General features: G+C 41.4%; 19 protein-coding genes. 12 read left to right on the top strand and 7 right to left on the bottom strand.

Going from position 1 to position 19,619, the window contains the following annotated elements:
* Nucleotides 1–133 precede the first annotated feature (133 nt).
* The gene (locus M3593_RS01010; RefSeq protein ID WP_251540281.1) at nucleotides 134–1,141 is read left to right on the top strand and encodes a DUF3231 family protein; all 1,008 of its coding nucleotides are present in this window, start codon (nucleotides 134–136) and stop codon (nucleotides 1,139–1,141) included.
* A 436-nt stretch (nucleotides 1,142–1,577) separates the two neighbouring features.
* A complete protein-coding gene (locus M3593_RS01005; RefSeq protein WP_251540279.1) occupies nucleotides 1,578–1,982 on the top strand; it encodes a DUF6188 family protein in 405 nt (134 codons plus the stop codon).
* A gap of 379 nt (nucleotides 1,983–2,361) precedes the next feature.
* On the opposite strand, the gene M3593_RS01000 is transcribed toward M3593_RS01005, so the two are convergent.
* Nucleotides 2,362–2,727: a hypothetical protein gene (locus tag M3593_RS01000; protein WP_251540277.1), complete on the bottom strand. Its 366-nt coding sequence runs from the start codon at nucleotides 2,725–2,727 to the stop codon at nucleotides 2,362–2,364.
* 228 nt (nucleotides 2,728–2,955) lie between these two features.
* Here M3593_RS01000 and M3593_RS00995 point away from each other — a divergent pair, with 228 nt between their 5' ends.
* On the top strand, nucleotides 2,956–3,585 hold the full coding sequence (locus M3593_RS00995; RefSeq protein WP_144480766.1) for a pyridoxamine 5'-phosphate oxidase family protein: 630 nt from the start codon (nucleotides 2,956–2,958) through the stop codon (nucleotides 3,583–3,585).
* Nucleotides 3,586–3,633: 48 nt separating this feature from the next.
* On the opposite strand, the gene M3593_RS00990 is transcribed toward M3593_RS00995, so the two are convergent.
* Together M3593_RS00990 and M3593_RS00985 are read right to left on the bottom strand one after the other, a co-directional pair.
* Nucleotides 3,634–4,509 carry a glycerophosphodiester phosphodiesterase gene (locus tag M3593_RS00990; protein ID WP_251541216.1) on the bottom strand — a complete coding sequence of 292 codons (876 nt, stop codon included), beginning with the start codon at nucleotides 4,507–4,509 and terminating at the stop codon, nucleotides 3,634–3,636.
* Nucleotides 4,510–4,623: 114 nt separating this feature from the next.
* Nucleotides 4,624–5,928 (bottom strand): MerR family transcriptional regulator, encoded by a 1,305-nt coding sequence (locus M3593_RS00985; protein ID WP_222125087.1) that lies wholly within the window; start codon nucleotides 5,926–5,928, stop codon nucleotides 4,624–4,626.
* 308 nt (nucleotides 5,929–6,236) lie between these two features.
* Between M3593_RS00985 and aspA the strand changes: the two genes are divergently transcribed.
* Nucleotides 6,237–7,661, top strand: coding sequence for an aspartate ammonia-lyase (aspA, locus tag M3593_RS00980; protein ID WP_251540276.1), 1,425 nt, complete (start codon nucleotides 6,237–6,239; stop codon nucleotides 7,659–7,661).
* A gap of 43 nt (nucleotides 7,662–7,704) precedes the next feature.
* On the opposite strand, the gene M3593_RS00975 is transcribed toward aspA, so the two are convergent.
* Together M3593_RS00975 and M3593_RS00970 are read right to left on the bottom strand one after the other, a co-directional pair.
* Nucleotides 7,705–8,946, bottom strand: a complete 1,242-nt coding sequence (locus M3593_RS00975; protein WP_251540274.1) for an MFS transporter — start codon at nucleotides 8,944–8,946, stop codon at nucleotides 7,705–7,707.
* An 11-nt stretch (nucleotides 8,947–8,957) separates the two neighbouring features.
* The gene (locus M3593_RS00970) at nucleotides 8,958–9,560 is read right to left on the bottom strand and encodes a PadR family transcriptional regulator (protein ID WP_251540272.1); all 603 of its coding nucleotides are present in this window, start codon (nucleotides 9,558–9,560) and stop codon (nucleotides 8,958–8,960) included.
* A gap of 183 nt (nucleotides 9,561–9,743) precedes the next feature.
* Here M3593_RS00970 and M3593_RS00965 point away from each other — a divergent pair, with 183 nt between their 5' ends.
* Complete coding sequence (locus M3593_RS00965; RefSeq protein ID WP_251540270.1) at nucleotides 9,744–10,580, top strand: formate/nitrite transporter family protein; 837 nt, start codon at nucleotides 9,744–9,746, stop codon at nucleotides 10,578–10,580.
* Between the two features lie 60 nt (nucleotides 10,581–10,640).
* On the opposite strand, the gene M3593_RS00960 is transcribed toward M3593_RS00965, so the two are convergent.
* Nucleotides 10,641–11,429, bottom strand: coding sequence for an HAD family hydrolase (locus tag M3593_RS00960; RefSeq protein ID WP_251540268.1), 789 nt, complete (start codon nucleotides 11,427–11,429; stop codon nucleotides 10,641–10,643).
* A gap of 161 nt (nucleotides 11,430–11,590) precedes the next feature.
* Here M3593_RS00960 and M3593_RS00955 point away from each other — a divergent pair, with 161 nt between their 5' ends.
* From M3593_RS00955 to M3593_RS00925, 7 genes are all read left to right on the top strand, one after another.
* Entirely contained in the window at nucleotides 11,591–11,737 is a 147-nt protein-coding gene (locus M3593_RS00955) for a lmo0937 family membrane protein (protein WP_144480782.1), read from the top strand.
* A gap of 1,081 nt (nucleotides 11,738–12,818) precedes the next feature.
* Nucleotides 12,819–13,448, top strand: coding sequence for an NUDIX hydrolase (locus tag M3593_RS00950; RefSeq protein WP_251540266.1), 630 nt, complete (start codon nucleotides 12,819–12,821; stop codon nucleotides 13,446–13,448).
* Between the two features lie 295 nt (nucleotides 13,449–13,743).
* Nucleotides 13,744–14,568, top strand: coding sequence for a M55 family metallopeptidase (locus tag M3593_RS00945; RefSeq protein WP_251540264.1), 825 nt, complete (start codon nucleotides 13,744–13,746; stop codon nucleotides 14,566–14,568).
* A gap of 89 nt (nucleotides 14,569–14,657) precedes the next feature.
* Entirely contained in the window at nucleotides 14,658–15,590 is a 933-nt protein-coding gene (locus M3593_RS00940; RefSeq protein ID WP_251540262.1) for an ABC transporter permease, read from the top strand.
* The gene (locus M3593_RS00935; RefSeq protein ID WP_144480789.1) at nucleotides 15,590–16,543 is read left to right on the top strand and encodes an ABC transporter permease; all 954 of its coding nucleotides are present in this window, start codon (nucleotides 15,590–15,592) and stop codon (nucleotides 16,541–16,543) included. The genes M3593_RS00940 and M3593_RS00935 overlap by 1 nt, the downstream gene beginning before the upstream one ends.
* 5 nt (nucleotides 16,544–16,548) lie before the next feature.
* Nucleotides 16,549–17,544: an ABC transporter ATP-binding protein gene (locus M3593_RS00930; RefSeq protein WP_144480791.1), complete on the top strand. Its 996-nt coding sequence runs from the start codon at nucleotides 16,549–16,551 to the stop codon at nucleotides 17,542–17,544.
* A 77-nt stretch (nucleotides 17,545–17,621) separates the two neighbouring features.
* A complete protein-coding gene (locus tag M3593_RS00925) occupies nucleotides 17,622–19,226 on the top strand; it encodes a peptide ABC transporter substrate-binding protein (protein WP_144480901.1) in 1,605 nt (534 codons plus the stop codon).
* A 65-nt stretch (nucleotides 19,227–19,291) separates the two neighbouring features.
* Here the strand turns inward: M3593_RS00925 and M3593_RS00920 are convergent, their stop codons facing one another.
* The gene (locus M3593_RS00920; protein ID WP_186326871.1) at nucleotides 19,292–19,462 is read right to left on the bottom strand and encodes a hypothetical protein; all 171 of its coding nucleotides are present in this window, start codon (nucleotides 19,460–19,462) and stop codon (nucleotides 19,292–19,294) included.
* Between the last annotated feature and the right edge of the window lie 157 nt (nucleotides 19,463–19,619).

The raw sequence follows: 19,619 nt of genomic DNA, 5'->3' as shown, positions 1-19,619 counted from the left end.
CCATTTTACTATTTATTTCATATGGACTCGGTTTTTTTCACTATAAAGATTTTTATCTAAATTAGTTATGTAATAAATAAAAAAAACTGAATCAGAAATAATAATTATATCATCGAAGTATCGGGGTGAGAAGATGGAAGATAAGACGAAAATCGACTTAACAGCTGCAGAAATGTCCAGTCTTTGGACACAGTATATAAACGATACGGTTTCAATCTGTGTATTAAGCTATTTTTTGAATAAAACCGAAGATAACAGAGTAAAAGAAATCGTCGAATTTGCCCTAAATGCTTCACGAAAAAACATTTCTCTTGGACAGGAGATTTTCGATGGAGAAGGATTTCCCTATCCGGTCGGTTTTACAGCAAAAGACGTGAATGTCCATTCCCCAAGGCTCTTTTCTGATACGTTTGTGATGATGTATCTTAGGTATATGTCCATTCTTGGCATGGCTGCAAACGCAGCGGCAATCGGTCTCGGTACACGGCCTGATGTTATCCTCCTGCATAAAAGCGTATTAAAATCGGCAATCCAGCTGCAGGATAAGACCAGGGAATTGATGCTTGAACAGGGTACTTACATAAGGCCTCCATTTATATCGGTTCCGGATAAAGCAGAATTTGTGGAAAAACAAAAATTTCTTTCCGGATTGAAAAATAGAAGGCGAGCATTGACTTCTATAGAAATTTCACATTTATTCTTGAATATACAGACAAATCAAATAGGCAAGGCCTTGATTATGGGTTTCATCCAGGTAGCTCAAGATAAAGAAGTAAAGGGATACTTACAACGAGGAAAGAAAATCGCCCATAAGCATGGAGATTTATTCAGTGATATTCTTAAGCAGAATGATATACCAGCTCCGATGTTCTGGGACTCGGCAGTAACAGATACGACAACACAAATTTTCTCGGATAAGCTGATTATGTTTCATGTTTCGTCGATGATAGCAGCTGGAATCGGTAATTATGGTGCAGCAATGGCGGCAAGTCCGCGAAAAGATATTGGAATACAGTATGCATCATTGATCCCCGAAATCGCATTATATGCTGAGGACGGTGCGAATATCATGATTAAAAACTCCTGGTTGGAGGAACCCCCGATGGCAGACGAGCGAGACGTGCTTTCCGGACAGAAATAGGCTTAATTTGATATAATTAGAAAAATCTATTGCCAAAATCAGTAACTCTATTTTTAAGAGAATATAACTTAATAAGAACGCTAAATAGCAGTCCAGTTTGTAACTCAATTGGACTGTTTCTTTTTGTTGAGAAGTGAATCAGCGCGGTTATTCGTACCCATTTAGACATAGTGACAAAAGTTATTATCAGCATGTAAAATTTATATTACTATATTTGTTTTAATTGGTAAAATAAGGTTTATATAAGTTTGTATTTTCAACTTTCTACGACGAATAGTTAAATAAGAAACCTAGATATCCTAAGAGGGATTTCTTTTTCGGTAAAGAATACTAAGAATAGAATGTCGCTTTGTTTTAAAAAGCTCTCTTATAGCAGCTTTAAGTTTTTCGTAAAAGAACTCTGATTAAATGATTTCTATATAAAGTAGGGACGAAAATGTATAGAAAATTAAGTAATATTGACTTCAATTCTTTTATAGGCCAGAAAGTAATAGAGGTAAGGGTGGATAAGAATCTACCTTTAGTAATGATTTTTGAATCAGGCAGATTAATAGTTGAATGTCCTTGGAGGCTGCATGTTAAGAAAGAAATTGCCATTGGGTATTCAGACTGTATCCACTCACCTGAAAGATACTCTCATAAAAAGATTGAAAAGATACTAATGGAAAAAGGAATAGTTAAAATCCTTCATTTTGATGAAATATCTGATTTAGTTGTGGAATTTGAGGGTGATGTTATTCTTGAATTGTTCCATGACAGTAATTATTTTGAAGGGTGGCAGTTAAGTGGAGACAAAGGGTTTGATTTAGTATCTTTACCAGGAGGTTCTTATTCGGATTAGTTAAGCACCGCCATCGTACGATTGTTTGGTGGCTTTATTATAACAATGGATTTAGCAGTAATACATCCTTGATTGTACTAATGGAAACTCTTTATATCAAAATTTATATTGACAAGTAGGTGCTTTAAATTAAAAGAGGTTTTGAAGAAGTCGTAAATAGTTGGTTGGAGTGTTAACAAGCACGTATAGTTTCTAATGGATATCAGAATAACAATTGTGTAAAACGCTACTTAAAGTAACGGGTATGCTAGGAAAATTAATGAGTGAAAATGCTTGGAGATTCACTACCCCAAGCATTTTTCTTGCTAATTCCCTTTTAATTAGCATTTGCCGTTTAGAACAGAAGTCGTTAAAAAATGGGAAAGGTACTTTTTTACGTTCATTGACTTGGATTCAAATTCGGGAATTTGACCGGGGTATTTAATGATAGTTGATCCCGGTAGGAACGATAAGCCACGACACTGTGAAAGTTTGAATGAACATCTAACTGAAGAATCTTAGAGCCATTTGTTTCTAAATAATACTTCATTTGTCCTTGCGCAAGCTCATAGAATGACAAAGTAATCCCCAAATAGTGTTTCATGGACACTTTACTGTCAGGATGTTTCATGACATAATCTGCAATTTGTTGTACCGAAGCTGATGGTGTGGAGGTGATGGAATAAAAAGTCTCCTTTGCATTGCTATACGCTTGGTTTAAAGTGTTTCTTGCTTTTTCAAGAAATTGGTTAACAGCATTGTTCATATTTGTACCTCCAACTCTATTTAAGATGTTAATTAATATACCCTTCTAATTTCATTAGAATCCATATACTGGTTCAAATTTGAGAAGAAAAAGGCGGGAGATTAGTTGCTGTGGTAAAGTAATGCTTAACCAAAGTGTTTTATGAACATTCTTAGGATGAGTTTAAAACAATTCGTTATAATATGATGATTAAAGTGGTAAGGATTTACATAAACAGAAAACGGGGGAATGAGGGAATTGGATCATACGATCAAAAGCTTTGATGAATTAAGAGAACGATTCGGGGAACCAAGTGAACTGGCAAAGCGCAAGGTCATTTCTTATGTGGATGAGCATTGCCGCAACTACATATCAAAATCACCCTTTTTAATTCTTTCCACTTCGGATAAAGACGGCTGCAGTGATGCCTCTCCCAGAGGAGATACTCCAGGGTTTGTGCTGATTCTCGATAAAAATAGGATTGTGATACCAGACCGTCCCGGAAACAAAAGAATGGACTCGCTGAAAAATATTTTATCGAATCCACAAGTTGGCTTATTATTCCTTATCCCAGGTATGTCGGAAACATTAAGAGTCAATGGCAGGGCAAGCCTTACACTTGATCCTGAATTGCTGGGAAGGATGGCAGCAGGAGGGAAAAATCCACTGTTAGGTATAGAAATAGAGGTAGAAGAATGTTTCATACAGTGCGGAAAAGCATTAAGACGTTCTGGATTATGGGTTCCCGAAAGCTGGGCAGATCCTTCCACACTGCCATCAGGGGCTGAAATACTTGCTGCTCATTCCAAATTGCCCGGCACGACTGCGGCCGAAATAAAAGATAGATTAGAAGATGGGTATAGGAATAGATTGTATTAGGATTAAAAAAGCTGCCCTTTGGCAGCTTTTTCTAAAGCATTTTAATTTTCAACGTTTCTTGATTTTCTCCCGGTAGACTTCGTACAGGCGGTCAGGATAATTAGTGAACATCCCGTTTACACCCCAATCAAGAAGCATTTCCATATCTTCCTTTTCATTGACTGTATAAGGAAAAATCAGTAATCCAGAATCAGAAATCTTTTTTATATACGCAGGATTGGCAGCAGTGTAATGCAACCCAACACCTACAGCATATTCTTGCAATTTCCCGATTTCACTATCCGTTATAGTAGCTGGAGCATAATAGGAAAGTAATTGGATTAATGGAATCGATTCATCGATTGCATGGATTTTCCGCAAACTTGCAGAACTGAATGACTGGATGATCACATTGCCAGCTTTATTTTCGGCACCAATCAGTTGATACTCATTCAGAAGGTCAATCAACTTTTGTTCCATTTCGGGATAGACATCAGGTGATTTTGTTTCGATAAAAAATTTCGAATCAGAGCCGAATTTTTCAAGGATTTCCCCAAGCATCGGGATCTTAAGCCCCTTGAATTCAGTTTTCGCTTTATCCGGAAAAGCTTCATTGAACCAGCTGCCTGCATCAAGCCGCTTGATTTCTTCCAGTGTTAAGTTTTTAACCAGTCCAGTCTTGCCTGTAATCCGGTCAATCGTTTCATCATGCAGGGCAATCAATTCACCGTCCCTGGTCATTTGCAGATCGATCTCAATGTAATCGCCATTCATTGCCTTTCCTAATTCATAAGATGGGAAAGTGTGTTCAGGCGCATGACCAGAAGCACCACGGTGTGAGATATTGATATCTTCCATTCCATTAATTGAGGAACTGGCTGCTTGTGGAGACAGATTCCACGGTAAAAAAATGACCAACGCAATAGTTCCCAGCCAGCGATTCATACGGCCCACTAGTTTTCCCTCCAGATTCATTTGCATTTGCTGTACGATATTCTTTTGCTTGAATCCTGTTCTAGTGTAACTATTATTTACAAATTGCCTGGTTATATGCTGATTCTATTTCCAAACCTTCCACCAGTTTCTTTTTGCCTGTTTTGAAGCGGCTGTTTCCCTGAAACTGTCAACCATACCTTTGAACATTTCATCGCGCTGTTTGATTTCCTGTCTTAATTCTTCCCGTTCGCTCTGTAGGGTACGGACCAAATATTCGCGTTCTTGGTTGATGACTTGATTCAGATTGGCCAACTCCTGATTTGTAGTTTCCCGACTGTTGGAAACATAATCAGCAAGAATCTTGAATTCCTCGGAGACCGTTTCGGTCGTTTCGTTCAGACGCTTGGCAAGATTGGATATATCCTTGTTAGTGCCAGAAGATAGCTGATCAACAGTACTTGCTAATTTTAAAATTTTCTCATTCGTTCCTTTATACGTTTTTGTCATATTGGACGTAAGCGTCGCAATTCGTTCGGAGGTGCCTTTTGAAACATTCGTAAGGCTTCCTGTAAGTGCATTTATTTTTTCAGAAGTACCCTTTGAAACCTTCGCAACACTCTCAGTCAGTTTAGAGATTTTTTCACTTGTACCTTTTGAGCTTTTCTGGATAGTTTCAGATAACTGGGTAATTTTTTCAGTGGTACCATGAGAAGCTTTGGTAACCCGCTCCGATAATTTGGTGAACATTTCGGAAGTACCCTTTGAAACCTTCTCGAGATTGGCATTAATTTCGGAGGTGCCTTTCGAAACATTCGTAAGCTCGGATGAAATGGTTACGAGCCGTTTGGAACTATCTTCTGAAGTCCTGTTCACTGTTTCTGAAAGCACCGTTATATGCTCATTGGTTCTTTCACCGGTTTTATAAATTGAATCCGACAGGGATTTAACTGTAGTGAGAGTTCCTTTGGAAATTTCCTTTTTTACCTCTTCAATGACTTCTTTTCTAATACCATTTCTGATCTCTGCCTTGACTTCTTCAATCAACGAATCTTTATATTGCTCCATTGCCTTCATGAAATCACTATATTCATCCTGGCTGTAAGAAAGGGAAGTGCCAGGCGATTCAGGCTTAATTGTCAGGCTGTTAGGATTGTATTCCTGGTCGGGAAAATGGTTTGTCTCCATATGATGCTGCAGAAGGTCCCTAATCATATCTTTGCTGAGATTTTTATCCCGCATCTGTTTTATTTTCATCAGTTGATCTATTTCAACATCCGTATAGAATCTTGCTCCCTGCTTCGTTCTGGGAACAACAAGCAGGCCGGACAGGTCCTTTTCCCATTGTCTGATGGTTCCAGACGGAACATTAATTTTCTTGGACACCTCTTTAATTGTATATGCCTTCGTGAATTGAGTGTCAGTCATCATGCCCATTCCTTTCTGAATTGTATTATGAAAAATCAGTGTCCTATTACAATTCAGCAAATGTATTCCTGTTTTCCTGCATGATGACAAAAGCTATCAAAACTAGTGGGATTTCTGCATAACAACCAATAAAGGTACAGAGTTTGCATTCGATTCCCAAGAAAAAAGTTTGATTTGTCGTGATGAATTTATGATTTTGATTTACAATAGTCATGTAAGCCCAATAACTAGGCTGAGGGATAAAAAAATTGTCGGAAATTGATTGCCCTCAATACTTAATCTAAATCTGAAGCTTTTTGGAGGGGTAGGAAATGACTGAAGTAAAAGTCAGGATAGAAAAAGACTTCCTTGGAACAAAGGAAGTATTGGCAGATGCATATTATGGCATCCAGACATTAAGAGCAGTAGAAAATTTCCCGATTACCGGGTACAGAATACATAGTGAATTAATTAAGGCAATGGCCATGGTAAAAAAAGCAGCGGCATTAGCAAATATGGAAACAGGAAGACTGTATGGCGGACTTGGTGAGGTGATCGTAAAGGCGGCTGATGAAATTATCCAGGGTCAGTGGCATGATCAATTCATCGTTGATCCGATTCAGGGTGGAGCAGGAACCTCTATCAATATGAATACGAATGAGGTCATTGCGAACCGTGCATTGGAATTGCTAGGGGAGAATAAGGGTGATTATTTTACCCTCAGCCCGAACTCTCATGTGAACATGGCTCAATCGACTAATGATGCTTTTCCTACAGCAATCCATTTATCCGTGCTGTCGCTGCTGGACAAGCTTTTAGATACGATGAATATCATGCGCGATGTTTTTTCCCAGAAATCAAGAGAATTTGATGGAGTAATCAAGATGGGCAGGACTCATCTGCAGGATGCTGTGCCAATTCGCCTCGGTCAGGAATTTGAAGCCTATACCCGAGTCGTTGAGCGAGATATTGAAAGAATCAAGCATACCCGTGGCCACTTATTCGAAGTTAACATGGGGGCTACAGCAGTTGGAACAGGCCTTAATGCCAATCCAAAGTACATCAAGAATGTTGTCCGTCACCTTTCTGAGATCAGCGGATATCCATTGAAGAATGCAGATCATCTAGTCGATGCCACTCAGAACACAGACGCATATACAACGGTATCAGCGGCATTAAAGGTTTGTATGATGAATATGTCCAAAATTGCCAATGATTTACGCTTGATGGCTTCTGGACCAAGGGTCGGTTTTAATGAGATTTTCTTGCCATCAAGGCAGCCAGGTTCTTCTATCATGCCTGGAAAAGTGAACCCGGTTATGCCAGAGGTCATCAACCAGGTCGCATTCCAGGTCATTGGGAATGACCATACCATCTGCCTTGCTTCGGAAGCAGGCCAGCTTGAGCTTAACGTCATGGAACCTGTTCTCGTTTTCAACCTGATCCAATCAATCAGTATCATGAACAATGGTTTTAAGGTGTTTACAGATCATTGTCTTGTTGGAATCGAAGCAAATAAGGAAAAGCTGGAAAAAGATGTGGAAAGAAGCGTTGGCATTATAACCGCTGTAAATCCCCATCTTGGGTATGAAGCGGTATCACGAATAGCCAGGGAAGCCATCCTCACCGGTAAATCGGTAAGAGAGCTATGTCTGGCATATGATGTACTGACAGAGGAAGAACTGGATTTGATCCTGAATCCTTATGAAATGACGAATCCCGGGATAGCCGGTGAAGAGTTGCTGAATAAAGATTGATTGCAAACAGCCGTTGTCCTGACCGACAACGGCTTCGTTTGTTTTAGGCTCCAATACTTCTTGTATCAGCGGTTTTTCTTAAAAGGAAGGCTAAAGCAAAGGTACCGAGGAAAAAGGTAGAAATGCCAGCACCGACGAGCACCCCTGAAACACCAATCCATTTAGCCAACAAGGCACCTGCAGCAGGAGCGACTAGCATCGAGAATGTCTGCAAGGATGCGGCTGCAGAAGACACCCTGCCCATAATATTCTTGGGTGTTTCTGATTGCAGTACATATCCATATGGAACACCTTCAGCAGAAGCAAGGATCCCAAGCAGGAATGCACCAGCCATCCATAATATTTTCGGAAGTTCGAAAACACCATACACACCTACTCCGATAAGAAGAATGAGAATGCCGCTCATGACAGAAGCTGAAGCCATCAGGTGGATCGGCTTATTTTTCCAGCTTGTAAATCGTCCGAGGAGAAGGGCTCCGACTACGCTGCCGAAACCAACAGAACTTACCAGCAAACCAAATTCCTCTCCAGCAAACCCAAGATTTTGTGCGACAAAGACAAACAAACCATCATAGAGAAAAATAATGAAGAAGGCAATGGAGGAAAGGATGATTGCTGACTTTAGTATCCTGGCAGTGAAGATGTGTCTTATGCCTTCTGTGAGGTCTTCCAAATAAGAAGTTTGATGTTGTTTCTTTATGGAAGCTTCTGCTTCGATTTTTGGCAGGGCCATCAAAATCGCAACCGCAATCAGAAAGCCTGCGGCTTCAAAGATAAAGGGGCTTCTTACACCGGAAAGCGCGATCAATCCACCGCCCAGGGCCGGGCCGATGATTTTCATAGTATTGACTGAAAGCTGGCTTAAAGTCACAGCTTCCGGCAATTCATCTTCAGGAACGATATGCCTGATCGCACTTTGTCTAGCAGGATCATAGAGTGCGGCAACCGTTGCCTTAAGAAATACAAACAACAGGAGTACATAAAGGTTCGGCGCGAAAAACACACCAACAACAAAAAGGATTCTAAGTAATAAGCAAGTGATCATCAATGTCTTCTGGGGAAGTCTGTCAACAAAAACACTGGCTAGCGGGCCGATGATCACCCAGGGAATTCCCATGACGATGATTACTGAAGCGATTGCTGCTTCTCCCAGTCCCCAATGGTATGCAACGATTACCTGTATCGCAATAAAATCCAGCCAATTCCCCAAATCTGAAAACACCTGTGCCCCAAAAAGTGAACGATAAGCTTTGTTCTTCAACGGTTTAAAGATACCAGCCTCCATATTCCATCCTCCTAATGGCCGTTTTTAAGCGCTTTTTTTCTTCGTTCCATTTGTTTTTCGCCAAGTTTTTTCGGATCCTGGCCTTCAGGCAGTTCATCATTCTCGATTAAGAAGAGCGATTCTTTTATCCAAGTAAGCTCAGCCTCAAGTTTTAACTCGGCATATCTCATTGAAAGCATTCCGACACCGTTAATATATGAAGTATTATTTTGTTTCCATTCTTTGACGAAATTCAGGATTTCCTGTGACTCCTTTGCTCTTTCTTTTAGATGTTCGGCCAGGATTGTAATATCCATTTGGTTATGCCAGGCAGCCATCTTCATGAATAACTCATCCTTAATAGCTGGTGGTTCAGGTCTTCTGGCAAGCCAGCTTTCCAATTCAAACCAGCCTTTACCGGTCAGCTCATAGAGTTTTTTCTTTCGCCCTCCAGTCTCTGATTCAATGGTGGTGATGAATCCCTCTTCTTCAAGCTTTTTAAGTTTGGGATAAAGACTGCCGTAACTCATGCCCCAGAATAGACCCGCTGCTTTATGCTCAAATTCGGATTTGATGTCGTAGCCGGTGCTTGGACGGAAGCTGATGACTGCAAGGATGGAATGTTCAATTGACATGTTCAGCACTCCTTTATGATTATATATATCATTTTGATATATCAATATGATATGTTTATTTATAAAAAATGTCAAAACATAATGAAACACCGTTTTTTTGTTGGACAAAGGGGAATTAATTCATTAAAGAAATGTTCAATTATCAAAAGGAAATAATGCATCTAAACGACAGGAGGAATAAAATTGGCATTTCGTAAACCCCATGAAATCGCACAAGTGACTATTGACTCTGGCACATATAAGGCTGCAATGCCCGTGAAGAATATGCTTATTTTGGGTTTTCTCGGAGGAGCGTTTATCGCTATTGGCTATCTTTTGGACATCAGGGTGATCGCAAACCTGCCGCATGAGTGGGGGACATTCGGAACATTCCTAGGTGCCTCGGTTTTTCCCCTAGGACTGATTTTGATCCTTCTTGCTGGAGGAGAACTGCTTACGGGGAATATGACAGCCATTTCGATGGCCAGTCTCGCTAAGAAGGTAAAAATGAAGATGCTATTGAAAAATTGGTTTTGGATCACTTTAAGCAATTTTGTAGGTGCTCTATTTGTAGCCTATTTTTTTGGCCATATTGTAGGTTTGACGGAGACTGGTCCTTATCTTGAAAAAACAGTCTCTGTGGCAGGGGCAAAACTGGATGCTGGTTTTTGGGCGGCCTTTATTTCAGGAATTGGCTGTAACTGGCTTGTTGGTCTGGCGGTTTGGCTTTCATATGGTGCTTCCGACATGACCGGGAAGGTATTAGCAATCTGGTTCCCGATTATGGGCTTCGTTGCCATTGGATTCCAGCACGTTGTTGCAAACATGTTCGTGATTCCGGCAGCAATTTTTGCGGGTTATTATAGTTGGGGTGAATACTTCACCAACTTTGTGCCAGTATACTTGGGCAACGCAGTAGGCGGTGGTGTGTTTGTGGCTTTGATTTATTGGATGAGCTATAAAGATACCATTAAAAGGCAAGCTGAACAGCCCGAAAATGAATTTTCAAAAGCAAGCGCGAAGAAAAGGGCGATAAGGTAAACAAAAGGAGCCTCTAACTTGAGGTTCCTTTTTTATATTGCGGGTCTGTATTTGTGGCTATTATTCGATTAACCCAAGTGACTTTAATCCGTTATATATTCCTGAATTGGTGACAGAAGTGGTTTTATGTTTGGCATGCTGAAACAAATCAGGGTGTGCATTGCCCATCGCAAATCCTTCTCCTGCAAAGGCCACTATTTCCTTATCATTCATACCATCTCCAAAAGCAATCGATTCCTCACGTTTTATACCAAGCTTTTTCAAAAGAAATTCCACGCCAATTCCCTTATTAACTTGATCGCGAATGACATCGAAACAGTGTTGCATGCCCTCAACGTTCACTTGGGATAAATGGATTCCATCATTGAACTGGTAAAGGGAGTAATCTTTGTTTCCCGCTGTGATGATTGTCATTCCAAGAACATCTTCAATGGCATCCTCAGTAAAAATATCATTCTGGCGCAAATAAAAATGTTTTTGAAAGGCTTGGACCGCATCCGGCTCTAGGCTGGTAAAGTAATTTTTTGAATTCGAATAACAGACCACCTCATGATCATTATCATCGGCAATGTCCAGGATGTATCTTACATCCTCAGATTTCATAGGTTCTGCAAAAATGGTTTCTCCTTCATATATGCCCAGCGCACCGTTATATCCGATAAAAGAGGTAATCTGAAGTTCCTCTGCAAGATCCGATATTTCGTGGAGCGGGCGTCCTGTAGCCAATACCACCTCAATATTTTGTTTTTTCATTTCCTTAATGGCTGCCCTTGTAGAATTCTCAATCGTGTCATCAGGCGTTAAGATTGTTCCGTCTATATCCAAAAATAAAATCTTGTATGGTCCCATGTGAATTTCTCCTGTCATGAATGAATAGTTTAAGTTTTACACAACGACACATATGTTATCAAATATTTATCATGTCTCCAGTTAGAGGGCAGCTTGTTTAATAAAAATTTCAAAAGGGTAAACTTTAACCAAGACAACAACAGGGAAGGAGATGTTTGCCAATGTTATGGACAATTGCAGCAATATTGCTGGTACTCTGGGTGCTGGGGCTGGTTTTTAAGGTAGCCGGCGGAATTATCCACATCCTCCTCGTAATTGGCATCATATTGATTGCATACAAAGCAATCAAAGGACGATCAACAGGTTGATTATCGAATTAAGGGCAGCGGCAAATTTGTCGCTGTCTTTTGCTTTGCTAGAGGCGGAACCAGCGGTTTGTATAATAGACATCATATTGGTGACTTGATTTTCCAGTAAGTGGAGATTGGAGTCGCCAATGAGGGATATTGGTGACTTGATTTTCCAGTAAGTGGAGATTAGAGTCGCCAATGAGGGATATTGGTGACTTGATTTTCCAGTAAGTGGAGATTAGAGTCGCCAATGGAGATTATTGGTGATCTGTTTTACCAGTAAGTGGAGATTAGAGTCGCCAATGGAGGTTATTGGTGACTAGTTTTCCCAGTAAGTGGAGATTTGAGTTACCAATGGAGGTTATTGGTGACTTGATTTTCCAGTAAGTGGAGATTGGAGTCGCCAATGAGGGATATTGGTGACTTGATTTTCCAGTAAGTGGAGATTAAAGTCGCCAAGGGAGATTATTGGTGATCTGTTTTCCCAGTAAGTGGAGATTAGAGTCGCCAATGGAGGTTATTGGTGACTAGTTTTCCCAGTAAGTGGAGAGTTGAGTTACCAATAGAGGTTATTGGTGACCTGTTTTACGAGTAAATGGAGATTAAGGTAACCGATAGAGGTTATTGGGGACCTGTTTTACCAGTAAATGGAGATTCGAGTTACCAATAAAGGTTATTGGTGCCCCTGTTTTTCCAGTAAGTGGAGTTTTATGTCGCCAATGGAGCTTGTTTGGAGACCTTTTTTTTCCATTATGTTGAGATTAGAGTCACCAATAGATCTTATTAGTGACATGTTTATCCGGTATATAAAGATTCAAATCACCAATGAAGCTTTTTGCGCTTTATTTTCTATTAAATGATTTTATCAATGGAAACATTTTGATTAAGGATATTGGATTCGCCAATAAGGATAAATGTGTATCGGATGAAATAGTTTTAAGTGATTTTTGGCAACAACCTTGTTTACTCAGGATTTTTAAAAACTCTTCTTAGATTATTTTTACTCTGTAAAATATCAAGAGCCGTTTCCTTTATTTTCAATGGTTTTTCATAATACAATAAAGACATATACTTATACGAGGAGAGTGGATGTCCAATAATGAAAATTCAACAAATATCAGAAGCTTTATTGGGGCGTACACCCTCAATATTGGGACATGAACAATTTATGAAATTTGCTGTACTGCTGCCGTTGGTGGAGGTCAATAATGAGGTTCATATCTTGTTTGAAGTACGGGCACTTACACTTAGAAGGCAGCCTGGCGAGGTTTGTTTTCCCGGCGGCAGGATTGAAAAGGGAGAGGAACCAAGAGTAGCTGCTGCAAGGGAAACGTCAGAGGAACTGGGTATTAAAGAGAGTGAGATCACCAATATGATTCCATTGGATTTTATGGTGTCAGCTTTTGGTACCATCATCTACCCGTTTGTTGGAACGATAAATAACCCAGAGTCAATCAAGCCGAGTGAAGCCGAGGTGGGTGAGGTTTTCACTGTTCCCCTGGCATTTTTCAAAAAGAATCAGCCGGCTACATATAAAATTAATTTCCAGGTCGAACCAGAGGATGGATTTCCGTTTGACTTGATTATCGGTGGAGAGAATTACAACTGGCAGACCAGATCAATGGATGAATATTTTTATAGGGTGAATGGCAAGGTGATCTGGGGGTTGACAGCACGGGTACTGACTCATTTCCTTGAACTGATGGAACAAGAAAATATTAGAGATTAGGAGTGCCATTTCTGGCGCTCCTTTTTATTCCTGAATACCATTATTTTGAAAAAGCTGTTTCGTAATCACAGGCTTCAAAAAATATTAATTAACTATTCAGTTTCTATCCAGATTAAATAAACTTGACACCCAAAAATTATTATTACATAAATAGTTTTTTACCTGTATTTACTTTTAGTGACAATACTCCTATTTATTAGTAATTGCAGAAATTTATAGGAGAAAAGGTTGCGGTTGGTAGATTTATTATTTATAATTTTAAGATAATTATTTATTTATAGAAAGTTGGTTGAAAATGAAGTTGTACATATCAGTGGACATGGAAGGGATCACCGGATTGGTAGACCATACCCATGTGGATTCATCTAAACACAATTACGAACGTAGCCGGAAAATCATGACCCAGGAAGCGAACTATGTGATCACTAAGGCTTTTGAAACCGGATGTGAGGAAGTCATCGTCAATGACAGCCATTCTAAAATGAATAATCTGTTGATTGAAGATCTTCACCCTGATACCCAGTTGATAACCGGTGATGTGAAGCCCTTTTCTATGGTCCAGGGATTGGATGACAGTTTTAAAGGAGCAGTGTTTGTCGGCTATCATGCCAGAGCTTCAATGAGCGGCGTTATGTCACATTCAATGATATTTGGTGTCCGCCATATGTGGATCAACGATGTTCAAATTGGGGAACTCGGATTTAATGCATATGTGGCAGGTTATTTTGGGGTACCAGTTATCATGGTGGCTGGTGATGATGGAGCGGCAAGGGAAGCAGAAGCCTTGATTCCCAATATCACCACGGCTGTTGTAAAAGAATCAATTTCGAGATCTGCAGCAAAATCGTTAACACCTGTCAAAGCTGGGGAACTTCTTGCTGAGAAGACAGAACAGGCGATTAAAAATATCGGCAAAATGAAACCGCTTACTCCGCCGGAAAATCCGGTCTTGCGAATCGAATTTGCTAATTATGGACAGGCAGAGTGGGCTAATCTGATGCCGGGAACGGAAATAGAAGTGGGAACGACCATTGTCCGTTTTCAGGCAAAGGATATTCTAGAAGCCTATCAAGCTATGCTTGTGATGACAGAGTTAGCCATGAGAACAACTTTTTCGTAAGCAGTGTTTTCGCTATCTTGATGCCTGAGCTTTCATTAAGACCGTCAAAGACATCTGCTGACATGAAGACATGATAAGGAAGTGAGTTAATGCTGCAATACATAATCAAACGGCTGGGCTCTATGGCGTTGACTTTATTGGTCATCATTACACTGACCTTTTTCTTGATGCACACTATACCTGGTTCACCTTTTAACGAAGAGCGGGCGACAAGCGAGGCTGTACAAAAAAACCTCGAAAGTTTTTACCATTTGGATGAACCGCTTTATGTTCAATATATCTTGTATTTAAAGTCAGTTGTTACTTTCGATTTCGGACCGTCTATTAAAAAATCCTCCCAAACCGTGAACGAAATGCTGGGCCGAGGATTTCCGGTTTCGTTTGAACTGGGAATGGTCACGCTCATTGTGGCAATCTTCTCAGGAATTCTGTTGGGAATCATCGCAGCCCTGCGGCATAACGGCATTATCGATTATCTTGCAATGACCATTGCGGTGGTCGGGATCTCCGTCCCTAACTTTGTGATGGCCACGCTTTTGATCCAGCAGCTTGCCGTGACCTGGCAAATCTTGCCCGTCGCCACTTGGACCAGCCCGAAGCATATGATCCTGCCTACATTGGCACTTGCGACCGGACCAATGGCCATCATCGCCCGTTTGACGAGGGCGAGCATGCTGGAGGTTTTGACTCAGGATTATATCAGGACAGCGAAAGCAAAAGGGCTTTCCCCTGTAAAAATTGTGTTCAAACATGCGTTGAAAAATGCTTTGCTTCCGGTAGTAACCATTTTGGGATCCCTGGCGGCAAGCATTTTGACAGGTACCTTCGTAATCGAAAAAATCTTTGCGATTCCGGGCATGGGCAAGTACTTTGTCGAGAGCATCAACCAGCGTGACTATCCTGTCATTATGGGAACCACGATTTTTTACAGTACTGTGCTGATCGTGATGCTTTTCCTGGTTGACCTGTCATACGGAATCCTGGATCCGAGAATCAAACTTCATAAAAAGGAGGGGAAATGATGGCTCTGCGAAAACATCAGGAACATCAGACAAATTCGTCGATTCCCGATGACTGGTTTGTTCCTATAGAAAAGAGTGACTCAGAAGCAGAAGCTGTTGTCAGGCCCAGTCTCTCGTATTGGCAGGATGCCTGGAGACGCCTCCTGAAAAATAAACTGGCAATGATGGGATTGTTTTGCTTATCAGGTTTGACCTTTATGGCTATTTTCGGGCCACTCATTTCACCACATACAGTCGACCATCAGGATTTAATCAACCAGAACCTCCCGCCATCCAGTGAACATTGGTTTGGTACTGATGAGCTGGGTCGCGATGTATTCACACGTACTTGGTACGGGGCACGAATATCCTTGTTCGTCGGCATCGCAGCGGCTTTGATTGATTTTGTCATTGGCGTCATCTATGGCGGTATTGCTGGCTATAAGGGCGGCAGGACAGACCATTACATGATGAGGGTCATTGAAGTGCTTTATGGACTGCCGTATTTGCTGGTGGTGATTCTAATCAGCGTTGTGATGGGACCAAGCCTGGCTACGATCATATTTGCTTTGACGATAACAGGATGGATAGGAATGGCGAGGATTGTCCGCGGTCAGGTCCTGCAAATCAAGAATTATGAATACGTTTTAGCGTCTAAGACATTCGGTACAAAAGCAGGGCGGATCATCCGCAAAAATCTTCTTCCCAATACGATGGGACCGATCATCGTTCAAATCACCCTTTCCGTTCCATCGGCAATCTTTGCTGAAGCATTCCTTAGCTTCCTTGGTCTTGGAATCCAGGCACCGCTGGCGAGCTGGGGTTCAATGGCCAGCGATGCTTTGCCGGTCATATTATCGGGTGATTGGTGGAGGCTGTTTTTCCCGGCATTCTTCATCTCTTTGACGATGTTCTCGTTTAATGTGTTAGGTGATGGGCTTCAGGATGCACTTGATCCGAAGCTAAGGAGGTAAGCACCATGGAAAAAGTACTTGAAGTAAATGACCTTCATGTTTCATTCAAGACATATGGGGGCGAGGTAAAAGCCGTCCGCGGTGTCACTTTTGATTTACATAGGGGAGAAACCCTGGCTATCGTTGGAGAATCTGGATGCGGTAAAAGCGTAACTTCGCAAAGCATCATGAGACTGATCCCAGAACCGCCAGGGAAGTTTGATGGAGGGTCGATTCTTTTTAAAGGGAAAGACCTGTCAAAATTGAAAGATTCAGAAATGCGAAAAATACGCGGATCGGATATTTCGATGATTTTCCAGGATCCGATGACGGCACTGAATCCAACCTTGACGATTGGCGACCAGCTTACTGAAGGAATCCTGCAGCATATGAAGCTGACCAAAGAGCAGGCGAAAAAAGTAGCGGTTGATATGCTGTCCCTTGTCGGGATCCCCAGTCCGCATGTCCGGTTAAAACAATACCCGCATCAATTCAGTGGAGGCATGAGGCAAAGGATCGTTATCGCGATGGCGCTAGTATGTCAGCCAGAGGTTTTGATTGCGGATGAGCCTACAACCGCACTTGATGTGACCATCCAGGCGCAAATCCTGGAATTATTCAGGGATATTCAGAAAAAGACAGGCGTATCAATTATCTTGATTACCCATGATCTTGGTGTAGTGGCTCAAGTGGCTGACCGGATTGCTGTCATGTATGCCGGCAAGATCGTTGAAACAGGTACCAGAAGAGAAATCTTCTATAATCCACAGCACCCGTATACTAAAGGGTTATTGAACTCTGTACCCCGTTTGGATGTAGAAGGAGAGGAATTGATTCCAATTGGAGGTACACCGCCAGATTTGTTTTCTCCGCCTGTGGGATGCCCGTTCACAGCAAGATGCCCATATGCGATGTCAGTATGTGACAGAGTATATCCTGATCAGACCAGCCTTTCGGATAGCCATGCAGTAGATTGCTGGCTTCAGGATGAGCGTGCCCAAAAGCTGCTCGCAAACAAATAATGGTCAAACAGGCTTTTGCCTTTTGATATAAAAGAAGTTCAACTTAAGGGGGAGACAAAGTGAAAAAGATCTTAACAATGTTAATGGCAGCATTGCTTGTGTTCACGATGGCGGCATGTACCGCCAATAATGAAGCTGGCAAAGAAACAGAAAAAGACAGTGGCGAAAAAGGCGGCGAAAAGGTACTTCACCTGAATAACGGGCAGGAGCCTACATCGTTTGATCCGCCAATCGGTTTCGATTCCGCATCATGGAATTCGTTGAACAACCTGATGGAAGGCCTGACACGACTTGGCAAAGAACATCAGCCAGAAGCTGCGACGGCAGAAAAGTGGGATGTATCTGAAGATGGAAAAACATACACATTCCATATCCGTAAAGATGCAAAATGGTCTAATGGTGATGATGTAACAGCAAATGATTTCGTATTTGCCTGGAAACGTCTGCTTGATCCTGCGACTGGTTCATCTGCAGCATTCCTGGGTTATTTTATCGAAGGCGGAGAAGATTTCAACAGTGGCAAGGGGCCTGCTGAAGATGTCAAAGTAAAGGCTGTTGACGAAAAGACGTTCGAAGTTACTTTGACAAGTCCACAGGCATACTTTCTTAGTGTAATTGCTAACCCGGCTTTCTTCCCGGTGAATGAAAAAGTTGCGAAGGAAAATCCAAAATGGTTCGCAGAAGCGGAGTCATTTGTAGGCAATGGACCTTTCAATCTGGCAAGTTGGGAACATGATACGAAATTCGTCATGGAAAAGAATGACCAGTACTGGGATGCAGAAAACGTTAAACTTGACCGTGTTGAATGGGCGATTGTTGATGACACAAATACTGAATATCAAATGTATCAGGCAGGGGACCTTGACGTCTCAGACGTACCTGCTGAACTGAGCGAAAAGCTGTTTAAAGAAGGAAAGGTCCAGGTTGAAGACCAGGCAGGAGATTACTTCTACCGCTTCAACGTTACGAAGGAACCATTCCAAAACGTGAATATCCGTAAAGCGTTTGCACTTGCTGTGGACCAGCAAAAAATTGTTGATTTTGTAACAAAGAACAAAGAAGAAGCAGCTTATGGTTTTGTATCTCCAGGATTCCAAGATCCATCAGGCAAAGATTTCCGTGAAGTAAATGGAGATTTTAACAAGACAGACATTGAAGAAGCTAAAGCATTGCTAGAGAAGGGTATGGAAGAAGAAGGGTATTCTGAACTTCCAGACGTTACCCTGACTTATAGCACAGACGATACTCATAAAAAGATCGCAGAGGCATTGCAGCAAATGTTCAAGGAAAATTTGGGAGTGGAAGTCAAGCTAGCGAACATGGAATGGAATGTTTTCGCAGAAGACCAGAAAGCACTGAAGCACCAGCTTTCACGAAGCTCATTCCTAGCTGACTATGCAGATCCAATCAACTTCCTGGAAAACTTCCAGACTGGACACTCCATGAACCGTACGGGCTGGGGAAATCCGAAGTATGATGAATTGATTCAAAAAGCGAAGAACGAATCTGATGAAACGAAACGTTTTGAATTAATGTACGAAGCTGAAAAGATTCTTTTTGAAGAAGCTCCAATCTTCACTGTTCATTTTTACAATCAGGTATATCTTCAAAACGAAGCTGTAACTGGTGTTGTGCGCCACCCAGTAGGATATCTGGAATTGAAGTGGGCCGATAAGAAGTAATGATTCTAAGAAAGGGGTGTTCGTCTTGGAACACCTCTTTTTAATAGTACATAAAATAGGCTCTGTTAAACAAGACTGTTGATTTTCGTTCCAGGCGCTTCGCTTTCCGCTGGAAGATATGAAAAAGACCAACTGCCGTCTTTTTCATAAGCAATTCTTCCTTGGGGCTGGCGCTGAGCCTCCTCGTCGCTTTGCTCCTGCGGGGTCTCACCTGACCAGCTAAGCCCGCGGGACATTGATAAGCTTCTTCGAACCTGCCCACGCACGATGGAAATGCGTTAGCATTTTCGGAGGAGTCTACGCGCCTTCCACTACAATCAACAGGAGTAGAATTAGAATTTAGCTTTAACAGAGCCATTAATTAATATCCTATAACATACTATTCTTTTTTCA

It is taken from the genome of Mesobacillus sp. MER 48 (assembly GCF_023714225.1).
Lineage (GTDB): Bacteria > Bacillota > Bacilli > Bacillales > Cytobacillaceae > Mesobacillus > Mesobacillus oceanisediminis_A.
This window is presented reverse-complemented; position numbering and strand designations above follow the sequence as displayed.

What these genes read in the sequence shown, in the direction of transcription:
- M3593_RS01005 (WP_251540279.1), top strand. Translation starts at nt 1,578, where the DNA reads ATGTATAGAAAATTAAGTAATATTGACTTCAATTCTTTTATAGGCCAG.
- M3593_RS00925 (WP_144480901.1), top strand. Translation starts at nt 17,622, where the DNA reads ATGTTAATGGCAGCATTGCTTGTGTTCACGATGGCGGCATGTACCGCC.
- M3593_RS01000 (WP_251540277.1), bottom strand. Translation starts at nt 2,727, where the DNA reads ATGAACAATGCTGTTAACCAATTTCTTGAAAAAGCAAGAAACACTTTA.
- M3593_RS00975 (WP_251540274.1), bottom strand. Translation starts at nt 8,946, where the DNA reads ATGGAGGCTGGTATCTTTAAACCGTTGAAGAACAAAGCTTATCGTTCA.
- M3593_RS01010 (WP_251540281.1), top strand. Translation starts at nt 134, where the DNA reads ATGGAAGATAAGACGAAAATCGACTTAACAGCTGCAGAAATGTCCAGT.
- M3593_RS00920 (WP_186326871.1), bottom strand. Translation starts at nt 19,462, where the DNA reads ATGTCCCGCGGGCTTAGCTGGTCAGGTGAGACCCCGCAGGAGCAAAGC.
- M3593_RS00985 (WP_222125087.1), bottom strand. Translation starts at nt 5,928, where the DNA reads ATGATGACTGACACTCAATTCACGAAGGCATATACAATTAAAGAGGTG.
- M3593_RS00930 (WP_144480791.1), top strand. Translation starts at nt 16,549, where the DNA reads ATGGAAAAAGTACTTGAAGTAAATGACCTTCATGTTTCATTCAAGACA.
- M3593_RS00960 (WP_251540268.1), bottom strand. Translation starts at nt 11,429, where the DNA reads ATGGGACCATACAAGATTTTATTTTTGGATATAGACGGAACAATCTTA.
- M3593_RS00940 (WP_251540262.1), top strand. Translation starts at nt 14,658, where the DNA reads ATGCTGCAATACATAATCAAACGGCTGGGCTCTATGGCGTTGACTTTA.
- M3593_RS00995 (WP_144480766.1), top strand. Translation starts at nt 2,956, where the DNA reads ATGAGGGAATTGGATCATACGATCAAAAGCTTTGATGAATTAAGAGAA.
- M3593_RS00970 (WP_251540272.1), bottom strand. Translation starts at nt 9,560, where the DNA reads ATGTCAATTGAACATTCCATCCTTGCAGTCATCAGCTTCCGTCCAAGC.
- M3593_RS00945 (WP_251540264.1), top strand. Translation starts at nt 13,744, where the DNA reads ATGAAGTTGTACATATCAGTGGACATGGAAGGGATCACCGGATTGGTA.
- M3593_RS00990 (WP_251541216.1), bottom strand. Translation starts at nt 4,509, where the DNA reads ATGAATCGCTGGCTGGGAACTATTGCGTTGGTCATTTTTTTACCGTGG.
- M3593_RS00955 (WP_144480782.1), top strand. Translation starts at nt 11,591, where the DNA reads ATGTTATGGACAATTGCAGCAATATTGCTGGTACTCTGGGTGCTGGGG.
- M3593_RS00935 (WP_144480789.1), top strand. Translation starts at nt 15,590, where the DNA reads ATGGCTCTGCGAAAACATCAGGAACATCAGACAAATTCGTCGATTCCC.
- M3593_RS00950 (WP_251540266.1), top strand. Translation starts at nt 12,819, where the DNA reads ATGAAAATTCAACAAATATCAGAAGCTTTATTGGGGCGTACACCCTCA.
- aspA (WP_251540276.1), top strand. Translation starts at nt 6,237, where the DNA reads ATGACTGAAGTAAAAGTCAGGATAGAAAAAGACTTCCTTGGAACAAAG.